The 17,463-nt window shown below is 51.1% G+C and carries 14 protein-coding genes and 1 tRNA gene; 3 read left to right on the top strand and 12 right to left on the bottom strand.

Annotated features, from left to right (window positions below):
• Positions 1-107: 107 nt before the first annotated feature.
• The 4 genes from ACG2F4_RS12435 to ACG2F4_RS12450 form a co-directional block, all read right to left on the bottom strand.
• On the bottom strand, positions 108-1,274 hold the full coding sequence (locus tag ACG2F4_RS12435) for a GNAT family N-acetyltransferase (RefSeq protein ID WP_395261164.1): 1,167 nt from the start codon (positions 1,272-1,274) through the stop codon (positions 108-110).
• Positions 1,264-2,508 (bottom strand): aminotransferase class I/II-fold pyridoxal phosphate-dependent enzyme, encoded by a 1,245-nt coding sequence (locus ACG2F4_RS12440; protein ID WP_395261166.1) that lies wholly within the window; start codon positions 2,506-2,508, stop codon positions 1,264-1,266. The genes ACG2F4_RS12435 and ACG2F4_RS12440 overlap by 11 nt, the downstream gene beginning before the upstream one ends.
• Before the next feature lie 88 nt (positions 2,509-2,596).
• Positions 2,597-3,739: a glycosyltransferase family 4 protein gene (locus ACG2F4_RS12445; protein WP_395261168.1), complete on the bottom strand. Its 1,143-nt coding sequence runs from the start codon at positions 3,737-3,739 to the stop codon at positions 2,597-2,599.
• 14 nt (positions 3,740-3,753) lie between these two features.
• Complete coding sequence (locus ACG2F4_RS12450) at positions 3,754-4,908, bottom strand: glycosyltransferase family 4 protein (protein ID WP_395261169.1); 1,155 nt, start codon at positions 4,906-4,908, stop codon at positions 3,754-3,756.
• Positions 4,909-4,992: 84 nt separating this feature from the next.
• Between ACG2F4_RS12450 and ACG2F4_RS12455 the strand changes: the two genes are divergently transcribed.
• Positions 4,993-5,973, top strand: coding sequence for an NAD-dependent epimerase/dehydratase family protein (locus ACG2F4_RS12455; protein ID WP_395261170.1), 981 nt, complete (start codon positions 4,993-4,995; stop codon positions 5,971-5,973).
• A gap of 13 nt (positions 5,974-5,986) precedes the next feature.
• Complete coding sequence (locus ACG2F4_RS12460) at positions 5,987-7,540, top strand: Ig-like domain-containing protein (protein ID WP_395261172.1); 1,554 nt, start codon at positions 5,987-5,989, stop codon at positions 7,538-7,540.
• A gap of 31 nt (positions 7,541-7,571) precedes the next feature.
• On the opposite strand, the gene ACG2F4_RS12465 is transcribed toward ACG2F4_RS12460, so the two are convergent.
• A complete protein-coding gene (locus ACG2F4_RS12465) occupies positions 7,572-8,867 on the bottom strand; it encodes a peptidoglycan DD-metalloendopeptidase family protein (RefSeq protein ID WP_395261174.1) in 1,296 nt (431 codons plus the stop codon).
• A 294-nt stretch (positions 8,868-9,161) separates the two neighbouring features.
• Between ACG2F4_RS12465 and mutY the strand changes: the two genes are divergently transcribed.
• Complete coding sequence (gene mutY / locus ACG2F4_RS12470) at positions 9,162-10,256, top strand: A/G-specific adenine glycosylase (RefSeq protein WP_395261176.1); 1,095 nt, start codon at positions 9,162-9,164, stop codon at positions 10,254-10,256.
• Positions 10,257-10,835: 579 nt separating this feature from the next.
• Here the strand turns inward: mutY and ACG2F4_RS12475 are convergent.
• The 7 genes from ACG2F4_RS12475 to secD form a co-directional block, all read right to left on the bottom strand.
• Positions 10,836-10,907 (bottom strand) — tRNA-Gly (locus ACG2F4_RS12475).
• Positions 10,908-11,019: 112 nt separating this feature from the next.
• Positions 11,020-11,487, bottom strand: coding sequence for a cupin domain-containing protein (locus tag ACG2F4_RS12480; protein ID WP_395261178.1), 468 nt, complete (start codon positions 11,485-11,487; stop codon positions 11,020-11,022).
• Entirely contained in the window at positions 11,474-12,601 is a 1,128-nt protein-coding gene (locus tag ACG2F4_RS12485) for a RuBisCO large subunit C-terminal-like domain-containing protein (RefSeq protein ID WP_395261180.1), read from the bottom strand. Before ACG2F4_RS12485 ends, ACG2F4_RS12480 begins: the two co-directional genes overlap by 14 nt.
• 302 nt (positions 12,602-12,903) lie before the next feature.
• Complete coding sequence (locus ACG2F4_RS12490; protein WP_395261182.1) at positions 12,904-14,181, bottom strand: adenylosuccinate synthase; 1,278 nt, start codon at positions 14,179-14,181, stop codon at positions 12,904-12,906.
• 67 nt (positions 14,182-14,248) lie between these two features.
• Positions 14,249-14,608, bottom strand: coding sequence for an STAS domain-containing protein (locus ACG2F4_RS12495; protein ID WP_395261184.1), 360 nt, complete (start codon positions 14,606-14,608; stop codon positions 14,249-14,251).
• A 42-nt stretch (positions 14,609-14,650) separates the two neighbouring features.
• A complete protein-coding gene (gene secF, locus ACG2F4_RS12500; protein ID WP_395261185.1) occupies positions 14,651-15,562 on the bottom strand; it encodes a protein translocase subunit SecF in 912 nt (303 codons plus the stop codon).
• A 51-nt stretch (positions 15,563-15,613) separates the two neighbouring features.
• Complete coding sequence (gene secD / locus ACG2F4_RS12505) at positions 15,614-17,446, bottom strand: protein translocase subunit SecD (protein WP_395261187.1); 1,833 nt, start codon at positions 17,444-17,446, stop codon at positions 15,614-15,616.
• Positions 17,447-17,463 lie beyond the last annotated feature (17 nt).

A 17,463-nucleotide genomic window follows, 5' to 3' on the forward strand; every position in this document is an offset into this window, starting at 1 on the left:
GTCCAGATTATCACGCAGAGTACAGGCATTCAAAGGTAGGTAAATTCTATGAATAAAAAATGAATCATCGTAGTACCTTACATACTACATGTGGAACGGTTACATTTCTACGTAAACCGGGAGTTGAGTCCGTCCATCTTGTACATGCGATAGGTTTTCTCCCTCTCCGCTCCCAGCCGCTCCGCCACCCGCACCATGTTGGTATTGGTCTCGAGTACCCAGCTCAACTCAGAAGAGTAGATTCCCTTCTCCCTTCCATTAAGGATTGCCAGCCGGTGAAACAGGGCATCAAATCCCTTTCCCTGGTATTCAGGAAGAACGCCCATTAGCGCCGTTCGGATCTGGTTAATATTACGCTTATGCCAGAGCAGCTTAAATATACCAAATGGAAACAGGGTCCCGTCCAGGTGTTTCAGGGCCTGGTTTAGATCCGGCAGACCGATCGAAAAAGCCACGGGTTGCCCCTCAACTTCCGCAATATGGGCAAAATCGGGATCCAGAATCAGCTTCAAGTCATCTGCCAGTGCGATCAGCTCTTCCCTGGTAAGCGGAATAAACCCCCAATTCTCTGACCAGGCTTTGTTAAATATCTCGCGAACGATTTCGACTTCCTCTTTAATATTCTTCAAATCGACACTGCGTACCGAAAGCGACGGATATCTCTTTTTCATGATCTCCGCAGCCCGATTCATCCGGTCCAGGGCCACCCCGTCCTGGTCTACCCGAAAGGCATACAGGTCCATCTCTTTTTCAAAGCCGACCGATTGGAGCAGCTCATCGTAGTAGGGTTTATGATAGGGCATCATGATACTTGGGTCGTACTCAAATCCGTCCACGAGGATCCCGATTTCATCCATCATGCTGGGGCACGTTGGCCCCATCAGCGTAGTCAAATTTTTTTCCTTGAGCCAATCCACGGCCACCTTAAAAAGGAGCTCGACCAGCGACTGGTCGTTAATGCATTCAAAAAAGCCGAAAAAACCGGTTTTGGTATTGTGATAATCGTTGTATCGGCGATCTTCGATAGCTGCGATGCGCCCACAGACCTCCCCGTTTTGTTCTGCTAAAAACAGGGCGATATCCGCATTGTTGTAGAAAGGATTTTTATCGGTATCTATCAGTTTTTTCTGCTCCATTTTGAGCGGTGGGATCCAGTGCTCGTCATCGGCATAGTGCTGATAGGGAAATTCGAGGAACTGCTGCCGCTCCTCGTTGGTCGTTACAATGCTGACCCCATTGGTTTTTGTCTGTTCCGCCACAGAATCACTCGACATCTATAAGTGAATGGCCGTTCCGGTCAATCAATCCCCGTTTTATCCCGACCGTTCTGAATGCTTCAAGAATTTTGTTGAGGTGATCGTCAGTATGAGTAGCCATATAACTGGTTCTCATAAGCGACTGTCCACGCGGCACGGCGGGAGGAACCACGGCATTGACGTAGACACCCGCTTCAAAAAGATCTTTCCAGAATTTAAAACATTCGAGCATCTCTCCAATCACTACCGGAATGATGGGCGTTTGGCTGCTCCAGACATTAAATCCCATTTCACGGAGTTCCTTGCGCATGTAATCGGAGATCTCCTGCAGGCGCTCCAGCCGCCAGTGTTCTTCCTGAAGGATTTCAAGCGCTTTCAATACCGTAGCCACGTTGGCCGGGGGCATGGAGGCACTAAAGATATGAGCCGGGGAGTGGTGGCGAATATATTCAATCACCTCTTTGTCCCCAACGATAAATCCACCGAGCGAGGCAAAAGATTTGGAAAAGGTACCGCTGATCAAGTCAACTTCATCCATCAGGTTAAACGTAGAAGCAGACCCCCGGCCGCCCTCCCCCACAACACCTATGGCATGGGCATCATCAAGATACAGGCGGGCGCCAAACTCATTTTTCAGTTCAACCAGTTCGGGAACTTTTGCAATGGTACCCGACATAGAAAAAACGCCGTCACTGACGATGAGCTTGCCCGCATCCTCATCGGCACGTTCCATCAGCATGCGCAGCTGATCGATGTCATTGTGTTGGTAGCGCATCGTCTTGGCATTCGAAACAAGCGTTCCGGTTACGATGCAGGCGTGGTTGTCCTTGTCAGAAAAGATAATATCCTTGCGGCCGGCGATGGTTTGAATCGACCCTTCGTTGGTCTGGTAGCCGGTACTAAACAGTACGCAGGCGTCTTTCCGCATAAAATCAGCGAGCTTTTCCTCAAGCTCCAGGTGCAAGTCAAGAGTTCCGTTCAGGTACCGGGACCCCGTACATCCGGTCCCGTAGTCAGTGATTACATCCTGGGCGGCTTTGATGACCCGCGGGTCGTTTGTTAACCCGAGATAATTGTTGGATCCGGCCATAATCAATTCACGGCCTTCAATTTTCACTGTAGTTCCATCAGTAGCCTGAAGGGGTTTAAAATAGGGGTACAGCCCCTCAGCTTTTACTTCATCGGCTTTTGTAAAATCAAAAGCTTTCGAAAAAATATCGTTTTTCTTAAGATCGGTGTTAGATTCAGCCATTCCTTCCAGATTTCGGCTTCTGATTGGTGCTTATCTAGGCAAATATACCTCCAATATAAGCACCAATCAAATTATGATTATGATAATGTTAATTTTGCGTTTTCACAGTCGAAAACTGCCTGATTACATGTTCAATAAATCCAATATATTTTTGTGCCACATTGTTCCAGCTGAACTGCTCCTGCACAAATGAACGCGCCTGATCAGAAAAGGCGGATAACCCGTTGTCCAGAATTGTATTAATCTTTTCTGCAAATGCTTCCTCATCCAGGGGAGGGAGACGGTACCCGTTCTTGCCATCGGTAATAACATCCTTGATACCTTCCAGGTCGGCGGCCACAGCGGGAGTTCGCGCCATGTTGGCCTCCAGCAACACAATACCAAATCCCTCCATATCCCCTTCAACCGGTATATTGGGCATCATAAACAGGTCGGCCGCCGAATATATTTTCTCCAGGATCGCATCTGGCTGCCGGCCCATCAGATAGATGCGGTCGCTCCCCGTACTTTCTTCGGCTGCCGCACGGATGTTTTCCTCCTCGGGACCGTCACCCACTGTCACAAAGACGAGGTCTTTTCTCAGCTTTGGGAACACCTTCCGTATAAACCACTCATGTCCCTTCCGCTTAACCTGGCGGCCGACAGACAGCAGCAGAAACCTTCCCTCCAGATCTATACCAAACTGCTCCTGCAGTTCATTTTTTGATATCTGCTTGTTGGGGAAGTCTCCCAGCCGCTCCATGTTGAAGCCGTTCCCCAGGGCAACGCCCTTGGCGGGATCCATGCCCCGTTTTATGCACTCTTTCCGGGTGGCCGAAGAAACCGATATCACTCCGTCAAGACTTGAGAAAACACGGGGGACAAACCTCTGGTACAGGGGGTTCGACAAGGTTACATCCCGCCCGTGGTTGATCGTCACCATGGGAATCTCGATCCTGTTCCTGATAAACCAGGCCAGGCTCGCCGTAACCATGGAGGAGAACAGGATGACATCCGCATTTACCTGCCGAGCCCTGGCGGGCAGCCCGACCAGGTTTTTCATCAGAAAGGCAAACGTGCTGAGGCCGATCCACCCCTTGCCGGATGCGTTGATTGTCTCCCGGAATACCGACAGGTCTTCCCGCTTTTCCAATTCCTTGATTAATTGCAGGCTGACGCGCTGCATCCCGCCCACATTTTCCAGTATCGCACCCTCGGGCGGATGCGTATGTGATACGTACAGAATATTCAATGGTACTGATTTCTTTAAAATTTCAGAGAGGGTTTCGGCTCCCGCAGGGCATCTCGATAATTATCCAGGAGCTCGCCATTTACATTATCCCAGGAATAGGCCAGTGCTTTTTGACGTGCTGCCGCGCCCATCCTCTTTCGAAGTTCATTATCTTCGGCAATGGCAAGTACGGCACTCGCAAACTCACCGGTATTTCGCGGAGATGCAAGGAGCCCGTTGACTCCCGATTCCACCAGCGACCTGCTGCCCGTGGCATCGGCCACTACGCAGGGAAGTCCGCTCGACATCGCCTCCAGGGTGACATTTCCAAACGTTTCGGTATCGGAGGGAAACAGGAAAATGTCGCTGCTGGCATATGCCTTTCCGAGAGTTTCACCGGTGATAAACCCGGTAAAATGCGCCTCCGGAAGCATCTGCCGTAGCTCTTTTTTAGCGGGTCCGTCGCCTACTACCATCGGTTTGATCCTGACATCACTCTCCTTCAGTTTTTTAATGGTATCCACATACGTTTGCAGATCTTTTTCCCATACCAGCCGGGAAACAAACGTCACAACCTGCTCATCATCTTCAATACCGATCGATCTCCTCCATTCCATGTCGCGGTTCTCCGGGCTGAACTGATCGGTATTTACTCCCCGTGTCCAAATCCTTATTCCCTCCTCAATTCCCTGGTTGTTCAACTCTTCGGCCATCGAGGGGGACGGCACGTACACATGCCTGCACTGCTTGTAAAACCACACCAGGTATTTCCATGCGAGCACTTCCAGCATTTCCAGGTTGTAATATTTGAGGTAGCTCGTAAAATGGGTGTGATAGGATGACACAAATTGGATGTTGTGAGACTGGGCGTATCGCATCGCACGAAATCCCAGCAGGTCGGGAGTGGCCAGGTGAATCAAATTTGGATTGAACTCCGAAAGGCGCTGCCGGGCCGATTCCGGGAACCCGACCGTCACACGGTATTCCGAACGCCCCGGCATCGGTACGGAGGGAACCGCAACCAGCTCCCCGTTGTGGTCAATCGGGGGATTTTCAATAGTGGGACCAAACACCAGTACCTTTACCCCCTGCCGTTCCAGAAAGTCGACAAGACGGTTTAGGGTCAGTGATACCCCGTCTCGGATATGATTGTAATTGCCGGTAAAAATTGCGACGCGTAACTCACTCATAAATTTTCAAAAGGACCGGTGTGATTCGTATCTTGGTGACGCTTTGAATGTTCAAATTCTGAAATCTGGAATATACGAAATTTGATGAAAGCCTTTATTACTGGCGGTACCGGATTTATCGGCAGCCATTTGGTTGATACGCTTATCGAAGACCAGCGATTCTCCGAAATTCGATGTCTTGTGCGTAACAGTGAAAAGTGGTTGAAGGGAAATGACTACATAAAAGTTCCCGGCGATCTCCACGACATTCCCACACTCAAAAGTGCTGTTGCGGGCACAGATGTCATTTTCCACGCGGCCGGCGTAGTAAAAGCCCCGACCTGGCAGCAGTTTGAACAGGCCAATGTGGAGGCGACCGAGCATCTTCTCCGGGTAGCTCAGAAACAGGGCGTCCGGAATATTGTCGTCCTCTCCTCCCTGGCTGCCGCGGGACCAACCCCCGAAAACGGTACACCCGTCACCGAAGAAGATCCCATGAAGCCGGTCAGCATGTACGGGCGATCAAAAAAACAGATGGAAGAGATGATACACCGGGTGGCTTCCGGAGATCAGTCGATAACGATCCTGCGCCCCTCGGCGGTATACGGCCCCCGCGAAGACCAGATCTACTCCTTCTTCAAGATGGTTGACAAGCACATTTGCCCGATCATCGGGGACGGGGAGCATCCAAAAATTTCGATGGTGTACGTAATGGATGTGATACAGGCCATCCTGAAGGCAGCTGAACGGCAGCAGCCCGGTGTTCACACCTACTTCATATCCGGAAAACAGCTGCACACCTGGAATGAAATCCGCGAAACATCCACAAAGGTTTTAGGTAAAAAAGCCATTCCCATTTATATTAAGCCCAAGATCGTAAAAAAAATTGCCGGTGCAGTTGAAAAAGCGGCATCATTTTTCGGAACCTATCCCGTTATAAACCGCGACAAGGCAAACGAGCTGGTTTTGGAATGGACATGTAATATTGACAAGGCCCGGGAGGAATTGGACTACAGCCCGACATACACCCTGGCGGAAGGGATCTCCAGGACCATCCACTGGTATAAAATGCATCATTGGTTATAAATCAGCACTCAGTATGAAGAAATTACCGTTCACATTTTTGCTTGTTTCATTTTTTGGAGTCCTCATTGCCTCCAATGCGAGGGCCCAGCCTGAACTCTCCAAGGATTATTCCTACGTCATGGAGATCCCGTCGGTCATCGCCGTGGAGAGCTCTCCCGCCCACCTGTATGTACTCTCTGAAACGGAGGGGATGGTCCTGTTCCGCACCCGCCCAGATTCTCTTCAATGGCTCTATTCCTCGTCGGGAATGGCCCGGCGCGGGTACAAAATGACGAGTGATATCCGTTTTGCATATCTTTTTGGTGATTCCAGGCGGCTTACGGTGCTCGAGCCGACCTCTGTACTCGGCGTTTACTCCTCCACCCAGTTACCGGCTCCCCCCCTTGACGCCCGGCGCATGGACCAGTTTCTCTACATAGCGATGGGGACGGATGGACTGGGCCGCCTCGATCTTTCCACCCCCGCATCGGTGGATTCGGCCGTCACCCGCATAGAAACACGGCAGAAACCGGTTGTAGATCTCGAAACCAGCAGCAGCCAGCTGTTTGCCTTGGCCGACGATGGCACCCTCCTCATTTTTACCGAAAATGACGGGAATGGCGAGATATCCCTCTCGAACCAACTGCAGCTGGAACATCCCCTGGAACATATCTTTGTCATTGATGAACAACTTCTGGGTTCTGATCCATCCGGACGCATTTACGAGATCGACGGGAGTGGGGATCTCTCTGAACTTGGTTCCATTGGAGAATCGGTCAAGAAGATTGAGTCCTGGAACAACTGGTTGATCATCAGGGGGGAATCCAACCGGCTGTGGACCTCCTACCGCAGTCGTGCTCCCCAGCTTTGGAAAAAAGACCGGGATGCCGGCAACTATTTTACCGTTACCCAGGATCAGCTGTGGCTCTCTGAGTATAACCAGCTGAATCCCATTACCGTGGCTGAAGTTGCCACTGCCGAAGAAACGGACTCTGCCCAACCCGAAGCTTCCTCCACCCTCGCGCTGAAACCGATTCAGAATATAACTGTTCCCTATCCCAAGCCCGTTCTTCAGGCGATTGAGCTGGAGGGCAGCTACCCCCTTGAAAACGTGCAATTTGCCTACCAGTCCAACATCCAGAATGCCAACATCCGGGGGAACGGCTTTTACTGGCAGCCGCAATCCAACAACACTGGACGGCACCACTTTAAGATTATTGCCAGCTCACTGGATGGGCAGGTAGACAGCACCAGTTTTACAGTTGACGTCCGATCTTTTAACGCGCCCCCGCGCTTCAGTCCCGTCAGGCAGATTACCATTCCGGTGGGCGAATCATTCACACTGCCCGTGAATGCGACCGATCCCGACGGCAATGATCCGGACCTCATTCGGTATATCGGAGTAGATCTTCCGGAGGGAGCGACCGTGGACGAAAAAAGCGGGCGGTTCCAATGGACCCCCACCGCACGGCAGGTTGGCGAAAACAGCTTCCAGGTGGTGGCAACCGACCAGTTTGGAGCCGCCTCCCAGATTGATATTAACATCAGGGTAATTGAGATACAGCGGAGCGAGGAGTCCGGGGAATAAAAATTTCTTGGTGAGAAATCCGGGTTAACGGTTATCGGCTCAACACCGCCGGTTCCGGTTCGCTACTTGGGGGAACCGGTTCATCAACTGCTTCCAGCTCCTGTTGCAGGTAGTTCCTGACCTGGAAAAACTGATCCATCTCCTCTTCGGGAACAGAACGTGAGGCGGGGAGATCGATCGTAAGCGGATTGACCGGCTGATCGTTCTTGTATATCCGGTAGTCCAGGTGGGGACCCGTTGAGCGCCCGGTGCTTCCCACATACCCGATCACTTCTCCCTGCTCCACGGAGGCACCCCGCCGGATGCCACTCGCAAAACCATTCAGATGCAGGTATGCCGTCTCGTAAGTGCTGTTGTGGCGAATCTTTACAATATTTCCGTTGGCGCCCCGGTACCGCGCTTCTGTAACTGTCCCGTCACCCACCGAAAGAACCGGCGTTCCGGTTGGAGCGGCGTAGTCGACCCCGTAATGCGGCATCCGCCGTTTCAGAATCGGGTGAAGGCGGTTGTGGCTGAATCTCGAACTGATGCGCTGGCTATAGGTAAACGGGGCTTTTAGCAGCGCTTTTTGCACGCTCCTCCCCTCCTCGTCAAAGTAGCCGTCTATGTCGTCGCCTTCATATTTATACGCTTTATGCGTTTCACCCCGGTGCGTAAATTCCGCGGCCAGTATATCCCCCGTGCTGTAAAATGTCCCGTCAACAAATTTCTGCTCATAATAAATTTTAAATCGATCACCTTTGCGAAGAGCAAAAAAATCGATCTCCCAGGCATAAATTTCGGAGAGTTTATTCGCCATCAGCGGACTCAGATCCTCCGCCATCATGGCGTTGTACAGCGAGCTGGTGATTTCAGCGGAAGCGGTCGCCCGTTTGGTGGTAATCTCTTTCTGTTTCTTGTAGACATTTAGCGAATCCTGCCAGTCGAATACGACATATTCAACCGGTCCGGGCTGCCAGACAAGACGTGAAATTTTGCTGGATGAATCGGCAGAAGCATAGACCCGGTACTCCTGTCCCGGCCTGAACGAGCGTAAATTCACCACTTTCTCGGCCTCACGCGTGATGGAATAGATCTGGCGGGGCGAAACGTCGTATCGATCCAGGATTTCGTACAGGCTTTCATTCGGCTTAATCTCAAAATCGCTCACCAGGGATGAGTCATACGGAAATCCATATACATCGTAATTGACGTTTGCGGGTTTGACCGAACTGCTGTCCGGTTCCTCCACGTCAGTTTTGGCAGCCGGACTGCGCTTCGATTCGGGTGTGTTGCAGGCGAACAGTAAAACGGTGGAAATCGTAAACAAAAACAGCAGGCTGCGCATGTAAGTCCTGAATTTGAGAGCACTTGTTTAGTGTGACCCTGTGTTAATCCCGAGACAGGGAATAAATCGACCAGTAAATAATAAGTGGTATCCTCCTTTTTTACAACGACTAGATTTTTCTATTTTTGCTCCACATTTCATCTTTCGGTCCGCTCCGGCAAAAGACCCTGATGGTGTTTGAAATGGTGCTCTCTACCGTATTGATTTCTTTTTCTGAAAATTGTACGCTCCGAACGAGCAAGTCATCCGGCATGACGATTATCCTGAATTCCAATTTTTAAATACAATTTCTTCGTGTCTGAACTGAATTTTCGCTCCAATTTGCTTTCCTGGTACGACCAGCACAAACGTGACCTCCCCTGGCGCAGCTGTGGAGATCCGTATAAAGTGTGGATTTCTGAAATAATGCTGCAGCAGACGCGCGTAGACCAGGCGATGCCCTATTATTACCGGTTTGTGGAGCGGTTCCCAACCGTTCAGGACCTGGCTGCGGCCGATCAGCAGGAGGTGCTGAAGGTGTGGGAAGGACTGGGATATTACAGCCGGGCCCGGCATCTCCATCATGCGGCCCAAACAGTTGTGAATGATTTCGACGGGCAGCTTCCGGACACCTGGAATGAGATCACATCGTTGAAGGGGATCGGTCCCTATACCGCGTCCGCCATACTCAGCATCGCTTTTGAGAAAGAATATGCCGTGGTAGACGGCAATGTAATCCGGGTGTTGAGCCGGTATTTCGGCATCGAAGATGATATCCGCCGCACAGCCACAAAAAATGAGATCCAGCAGCGGGCGGATGAGCTCCTTGATCCCGATCGCCCGGGTGATTTCAACCAGGCCATGATGGAGCTCGGGGCCACCGTCTGCGCACCCTCCAACCCGGATTGCAACCACTGCCCGGTCAGCGCGGAATGTATTGCCTATAAATCGGTCAAAACGGACGATATACCCTATAAATCGCCGGCCAAAAAGAAGCCGCATCACCAGGTCGGAGTCGGAATTATCCACAATGAGAAAGATGAAGTGCTGATTGCACTACGCCCCGAAGACGCAATGCTTGGCGGACTCTGGGAGTTTCCCGGCGGCAAACAGACGGAGAATGAAGACATTGAAGAGACCGTGGTACGCGAGCTCGAGGAAGAACTGGGGGTAAGAGTGAATATAACCAAGCCTTTTATGAAGCTGGATCACGCCTATTCGCACTTCAAGATTACGATGCACGCTTTCCTGTGCGAGCTGGTGGATGGCACGCCGGAGCCCAACAGCAGCCAGGAGGTAAAATGGATTGCCATAAGCGATCTGGAAGAATACCCTTTTCCAAAAGCCAATAGAAAACTGACCAAAAAACTGATGCAGCTCGGTACCGGCCAGCAACAGCTGGATATTTAACAACTCTGCCGATATTATTCACGGGACATGTATAGTGTGTAGGTCTTCCTTTTTAGCAGACGGACTATCTGTGTACCAGGTTTTTATAAGGGATCTTTGCAGAACCTGCTATTTTGTTGGAGGGGGTTGTATCACCGACCGTATTGTCCTTTAATCGTGAGTACAATTCCCTCAGAACGAGGAAGTTAGGGTCTTGCAAAGCTCTCTATAAATGCGTGCTCAGGATGCAAGGTTCTCAGCTATTTCTCCAAGTAAGTGCCATTTGATACGGTGTGGTACCCGCCGGGACTCCATTCAAATAACCACCTTCTCATAGGTGGTTTTGATCATCCCCCTGCCCTCCCTTCGTTCATCACTTCCAGCTTTTCAGTCAGTACTGCCCCAGCGGGAAGATAGGCCCGCACTCCCGGTCCTATCTGATCGGAATTCATAATTCTTCATCCGTCTCCGGCCTGAAGAGTTGTGAGCCCTGCAAACAAGCCGGGACAACGGCGACTAAAAGCGAGTGGCAGATAATACGTCGAACAGGCAGGTAAAATAAAAAAGCCCTTACAGCAACCTGTAAGAGCTTTTGTCGAGAGCGGGAAACCGGATTTGAACCGGCGACCCTCACCTTGGCAAGGTGATGCTCTACCACTGAGCTATTCCCGCTTCAGAAGACCCAAATATAAGACCCTTGCACAGTATATTTCAAATAAAATATAAGGTTTTTAAAATTCTCCTTTCGTTGCCGTTTCGATACACTGCCGGAAGAAATACCTGCTTACCGCTTGATCTTTTCCCGCACCTGGCCGTCCGTAATCTCATTCTTGATAAATTCATCACCCGGCAGCGTCGGGCGGTCGCGATAGCGATCCACAATACAGATAAACCCGAGAGGATCCTCACCGGTGGCGTGAAACTGGTGCGGGGTTTCCGGCGCTACAAATATTACATCGTGGAGGCCGACCTGATGCAATTCATTGCCAAGTACAACCTCTCCCGCTCCCCGTATGATAATTACCGAGTGCGGGTGCCGGTGTATTTCAAAACTGGTATATCCCCCCGGCTCCACTTCAAAATAGCGGGTTTGAAAATTGAGCTGCTGTTCATCATCGGCCTCCCCCAGCAGCGAATACCGATGGACCCCGCGATAGCACTGGCTGTCATCCTTGTACTCTTTCCGCGGTACAGCGTCCCATTGATAGTCAGAACATTTGATCACTTTTGAGCGGTTTTTATTCCTCATCATCCTTTATTTTAGTCAGTATTTCGCTGAATTCACTGGCTGCAGTCTCTATCCCCCCGGGGTGCTTGTACAGGCTGCCTCCCATTAAAAACACGGTGTCGGGTCCGTAGGTTTCAAGCCAGTGGTCGATATTGCTGATCTTGAGTCCGCCCGCCGGAACGGGGAATGAAGACTTGAATAGTCCCCTGTTTTGTACTCGGGCGGCCCTGTTGATCGACCGGCACTCATCCAGCGTAAAGGAAAAACGGCCGCCTGCATTGGGATAAATCACAAAATCCGCTCCCAATGCGCGCCAGAGCTGGCCATACAGGAAGCCGGGTGACAGCCCTTTTCCCGTAACGGTGGTTAGCGATCCGGAAAAAGCGGGATGGGCCATGATCGGCAGCTTAATCTCCATACGCGCCAGTTGATGCATCGTTTCAAGGCCGGTGATGTGGGGACAGATAAGGACGCCATCGGCCCCGAGATCGGCGGCCATCTCGTACCGGTCCACGGCGTCCGACGCCAGGGCGGTAATATTGGGAAAGTACCATGATCGCCGGCCGGATTCTTCCGCCGCTCGTTCAACAGCCTGCACACAAGCCGGTACCCGTTCACGGAATGGAGCATACACCTGGTTTGCAAGCCCGTGATCGTCTTTAATGATATCGATTCCCCCTTTTGCAAAACGGTAGCACAGGTCGGCCAGCTCCCCGGCACTTTTCCCCACCGGCTTAACGGCGGTTGAGGATATTGCTCGTCCGGTAATATTCAGCCGGGCTCTCAGCTCCTCAATGCCCAGCGCCGGCCCGCCAAAAAGGGTCTCCGCCAGTGGTCTCCAGCTGGCATCCGTGACCCGTATTCCGGGTTGGAGTGAAATGTTTCCATAAAGGATATTGATAAAATTTGATATCTCTCCACCAATATTTTGGAGAGGCCAGTCAATCTTTACGATGTAGGTCTCTTCATCGACCTGCTGCCGGAAGTTCGGTTTACCCACAATTTTATCCGCCAGCGATTCTGAGAGGACCTGCAGGGGTAGCTCTGCACTCTGTTCCAGGCAGATATTTTCCACTTTTTGATCGATATCCTCGTCATCAGCCACCTGCACCCGGTATGTCAAGGTAAAGAAATGCATCTATTCATTTATAGGTGCTTTGAAAAGCCATAGCCCATTAGCAATGTAATAAGGTTAGAAAAAATCAGGCCATTGGGTTTGGATAGCATATCGGGGTGAATCGAGTGTAAAACCGAATAACCGCCTGTATTCCAAAGATAGCTATTACCAGGGACCTTTGCAGAACCTGCTATTTTGTTGGGAGGTAGTTGTACTACCGACCTGGTGACCTTTTAACGGGAGTATAACTCCCTCTGAACGAGGAATTGAGGGGTTTGCAAAGCCCTCTACTTCTGAATCAAAATACATTCCGAGCCACCATCTCAATCGAGTACAAGCGTTTCGGATCGCTTGGGTCCGCTGGAGAGTATTTTGAGCTCCACGCCAAGATAATCCTGGATAAAACGCAGATACTCACGGGCTTCCGGGGGCAGTTCACTCAACGAATTGCACTTGTTGATGTCCGACTTCCATCCCGGAAATGTTTTATAAACCGGTTCCGCGTTTTTGATTTCATAGAGGTCAGGGGAAAATTCTCGTATCTTTTCTCCGCCGACCTTGTATTCCGTACAGACTCTGATCTCCTCGAAGTTATTCAGGATATCGATCTTGGTAACTGCCAGCTCGTCAATTCCGTTGATACGAACAGCATACTTCAGGGCAACCAGGTCAAGCCAGCCGCAGCGCCGGGGACGCCCGGTTGTTGCCCCGAACTCCTGTCCCTCTTTACGGAGAAATTCTCCCGTTTCTCCGGTAAGCTCCGTGGGAAACGGGCCGTTGCCCACCCGCGTGCAATAGGCTTTGGTTATGCCCATCACATGATCGATTGCACGGGGAGAAATACCGGTACCGGTGCAGGCGCCTCCGGCAGTAGGCGAAGAAGAGGTTACATAGGGATAGGTTCCGTGATCAATATCAAGCAGGCTTCCCTGGGCTCCCTCCAGCAAAATGTCTTCCCCGTTTTCAATTCCCCGGTGCAAAAGAGTCGCTGTATTGGTAATATAGGGACACAATTTTTCAGCTGCCTCCAGGGTTTCATCCAAAATTTGCTCCACTTCCAGGGGATCTTCCTTGTAGATATGCACCAATGCTTCATTGATGTCGTCAAGGTTGCTTTTGAGCTTTTCCGCCAAAATATCTTCATGAAAAAGATCGGCCATGCGGATTCCCACCCGCGAAACCTTACTCACGTATGCGGGACCGATGCCGCGGCCGGTGGTACCGATGGCATCCTCTCCGCGGTGCTTTTCCTTGACCTGGTCCAGCAGTTTGTGATAGGGAAGGATGGCATGGGCGGAACTGCTGATGAATAACCGGTTTTCCAGGTCGATATCCATACCCTGAATGTTTTCGATCTCATCCAGCAGCGCCCGGGGTTCGATGACCACCCCGTTGCCGATCACACATTTTGCAGAACCATTGAATATTCCGGAGGGAACCAGGTGAAGAACGATCTCCTGGTCATCGAATTTAAGCGTATGGCCGGCATTGGCCCCACCCTGATATCGAACGACGTAATCAGCCTCCTTGCTTAACAGATCAACAATTTTACCTTTGCCTTCGTCACCCCACTGGGCACCTACAACTACTCGAATTGACATAGACTATATTTTACACAAAAAAAGGGGTGTATGTGAACACCCCTCTTTTCAAGATTGGATTATAACATTAACTTTCTTCGGACTCCGACTCATCATACGACTCGATCGCCTCGTCAAGCGACTTATAGTGCTTAAACACGGTGATAAGTTTCGTGATGACCAGCAGGCTTTCGATCTTGTCGGTCGCATTTGCGATACGAAGGTCGCCGCCCGCTTTCCGCATGGTGGTCAGCCCGCCGATGAGCATGCCAAGGCCGGATGAGTTCATAAATTTGACTTTTCCCAGGTCTGCCACAACATTGGTTTTTTCCTCCTCAATCAGCTCATGCAGCTTCTCATTGAGCTTGACAGCATCAGGTCCCCCCATCACGTTGCCTTTAAATTCAAGCACTACACAATTGTATCGCTCCGAAACATTAAAATTCATCGTATGAATCTCCCTATTTAGATTATCTGTTAGGAGTTGTATTTAAGCTTTTTTTGCCCGGGTTTCAAGCTCAACAACCATTGAACTTGCGACAAACAGCGAACTGTATGTACCCACGATAACGCCAAGCATCAGGGCAAAGGAAAAGCCTTTTAACACCTCGCCGCCAAAGATAAACAGGATTGTAACTACAAACAAGGTGGTAACCGAAGTAATGACCGTGCGACTCAGCGTGTCATTGAGACTTTTATTCACCATCTTGGTATACTCCATCGTTTTGTAGAGAAGCGCATTTTCGCGAATACGGTCAAACACGACAACGGTATCGTTGAGGGAATAACCGACAATGGTAAGAAAGGCGGCAATAATAGCCTGGTCAATCTGCATGCTGAAGGGCGCCAGGTCCGAAAATATGGTGAATATGCCGAGCACCAGCAGCACATCGTGGAACAAGGCGGCCACCGCCCCTGCTGAAAATGTCCAGTTTTTAAACCGGATCAGGATATAGACGAAGATGACGATCAGCGCAAATATAATCGCCTGCAGCGCCCCCGCTTTCAGATCCTCCGCAAAGCGCGGGCCGACGACGTCGGTCTTGATCACCGTGGTTTCATTACCAGGGTAGACCTCTGCCATCGTGCCGGTGATAATATTTTGGACATCGGTAATATCACCGGGATTGTCGGTACGGATCAGAATTTCCTCGGGAGAACCAAACCGCTTGACTTCCGGGGTGCTGCCCAGCGGTTCAGACAGCTCGCTGCGCACCTGCACAACATCCACTGCCTCCTGGAATTGCAGGACATACTCTTTTCCTCCGCGAAAATCGATCCCGTACTGCAGTCCCTTTGCAAGGATTGCGATGATCGATATTACGAGTAACGTTCCTGAAACGATGTAGCCGATCTTGTGGGCTTTTATAAAATCAAAACTTGGTGTTTCAAACCATCTCATAATTCAGATTCCTCAAATTAGATCTTTCGTTAAAATTTTCTGGGATATCGATCAGCCGAAGCTGATTTCAGCCGAACGATCGCGTGTCAGCCAGTCGATCACAACCCGGGTAATAACAATGGCGCTAAACAGCGACGCCACAATTCCGGCCATCAGCGTAACAGCGAATCCCTTGATCGGGCCAACGCCAAAACTGAACAGGATGATACCCACGAAAAAGGTCGTCACGTTGGCATCGACAATGGCGCTCATCGCGTTCGCGTACCCGGCATCGATGGCGGCGCGGAGCGTTTTGCCGGTTCGCTGCTCCTCCCTGATTCTGTCAAAGATCAGCACGTTTGCATCTACCGCCATACCGATGGTTAAGACAATACCGGCAATACCCGGAAGGGTTAGTGTGGCGTTGAAAGCGGCCAGGATACCCAGTATAAATATGATATTCAACAAGAGGGCCAGGTCAGCGATGGCTCCGCCGCGATGGTAGTAGACGATCATAAATACCGCTACGATGACCAACCCGATAAAGACCGAGTAAAAACCGGACTGGATGGAGGCCTCTCCCAGCGTAGCACCCACTGTCCGCTCCTCAACAATATTGAGTGGAGCCGGCAGCGCACCGGAGAGCAGGATATTCACAAGGTCTTCTGCCTCGGTGACCTCCCCTATGCCCTCGATAACCGAACGGCCATTAGAAATTTTGGTGTTCACATTGGGATAGGAGTAGACATAACCATCCAGCACAATGGCAATCGGTTTACCGATATTAGCTCCTGTGATACGGGCCCAGCGGCGGGCGCCCTCGCTGTTCATGGCCATGGAAACCTGCGGGGCATTGGTTGTCGGGTCGAAGGTAACCTGCGCTTCTTCGATCACTTCGCCCGTCATTTCCACCGATTCGCGAACCCCGATCAGCTCAAAAAGCTCGGTTGCACCCTCTTGGGAGGTCTGAAACGGGGTTGCTCCCCACATCAGCTCCACATTACGCGGGATCATCTCCTGCACGTCGGGCCTGCCCAGCAGCTCATTAACGCGGGCAGTGTCGGTTGCGGCCGCATAGCCAAATACATATTGATTTCTCGGCCGTGGATTCAGCACCTGCGACAACGGGTTGGGCCCACCCGACTCCGAGGCGGTCGTGTCCGTCGTGTCTCCTCCGGCCGTCCCCTGCTGATCAAAATAACTCATGATCTGTTCCCGGGCAGAACCCAGGTCGTTGGGATCCGCCGCCAGGCGAAACTCCAGCCGTGCCGTTCCCTTGAGCAGGCTTCGCACGCGCTCTTTGTTGGCCACTCCCGGCAGCTCTACGACAACCCGGTTATTCCCCTGCTTCAAAATGGAGGGCTCGGTAACACCGTATCGGTCAACCCGGGTCCTAATAATGTCGATCGCACGATCCACGGCCTCATCACGCTGGTTCTGCAGGTACTCCTGTATCTCCTCGTTGGTGGATCGGCGGGTGATATTGTCGGCGTCAGAGCGGAAATAGCGACTGAGCCGCGCATTTGAGTCGCGCTGCTCAAACTCCTGGACCAGCTCGTCAATAAAGTCGGTACCGTTTTCGAGGGCCCGTTGATCTGCAATATTGATAATGTTTTGCAGCGTCGTATCGGCGTATTGACCGGCCAGCTCATACACCAGCTGAGGGGTACCCACTTCCAGTGTAACGTGCATCCCCCCCTGCAGGTCGAGTCCCAGGGAGAGCATTTCGGTGCGGAGGTTTTGCAATCGCGCCTGATTCTCTTCTACATATTCAGTACGCTCGGCCTGTGGCAAATCCTGTATGTAGTTCTGTTCAAGCCAGTATGCCACGGTTGGCCACAGGTAGTAAAAGGAGATAGCTAAAAAGGCTACAATAGAACCTATTTTAAAACCATTGTCTTTCATGGTAGTTCGTCAGGTTA

The organism is Halalkalibaculum sp. DA3122 (assembly GCF_043951865.1).
Taxonomy (GTDB): domain Bacteria; phylum Bacteroidota; class Rhodothermia; order Balneolales; family Balneolaceae; genus JAMQKA01.

Coding starts and splice junctions, on each gene's coding strand:
- ACG2F4_RS12435 (WP_395261164.1), bottom strand. CDS start 1,274: ATGTCGAGTGATTCTGTGGCGGAACAGACAAAAACCAATGGGGTCAGC.
- ACG2F4_RS12440 (WP_395261166.1), bottom strand. CDS start 2,508: ATGGCTGAATCTAACACCGATCTTAAGAAAAACGATATTTTTTCGAAA.
- ACG2F4_RS12450 (WP_395261169.1), bottom strand. CDS start 4,908: ATGAGTGAGTTACGCGTCGCAATTTTTACCGGCAATTACAATCATATC.
- ACG2F4_RS12455 (WP_395261170.1), top strand. CDS start 4,993: ATGAAAGCCTTTATTACTGGCGGTACCGGATTTATCGGCAGCCATTTG.
- ACG2F4_RS12460 (WP_395261172.1), top strand. CDS start 5,987: ATGAAGAAATTACCGTTCACATTTTTGCTTGTTTCATTTTTTGGAGTC.
- ACG2F4_RS12465 (WP_395261174.1), bottom strand. CDS start 8,867: ATGCGCAGCCTGCTGTTTTTGTTTACGATTTCCACCGTTTTACTGTTC.
- ACG2F4_RS12480 (WP_395261178.1), bottom strand. CDS start 11,487: ATGATGAGGAATAAAAACCGCTCAAAAGTGATCAAATGTTCTGACTAT.
- ACG2F4_RS12485 (WP_395261180.1), bottom strand. CDS start 12,601: ATGCATTTCTTTACCTTGACATACCGGGTGCAGGTGGCTGATGACGAG.
- ACG2F4_RS12490 (WP_395261182.1), bottom strand. CDS start 14,181: ATGTCAATTCGAGTAGTTGTAGGTGCCCAGTGGGGTGACGAAGGCAAA.
- ACG2F4_RS12495 (WP_395261184.1), bottom strand. CDS start 14,608: ATGAATTTTAATGTTTCGGAGCGATACAATTGTGTAGTGCTTGAATTT.
- secF (WP_395261185.1), bottom strand. CDS start 15,562: ATGAGATGGTTTGAAACACCAAGTTTTGATTTTATAAAAGCCCACAAG.
- secD (WP_395261187.1), bottom strand. CDS start 17,446: ATGAAAGACAATGGTTTTAAAATAGGTTCTATTGTAGCCTTTTTAGCT.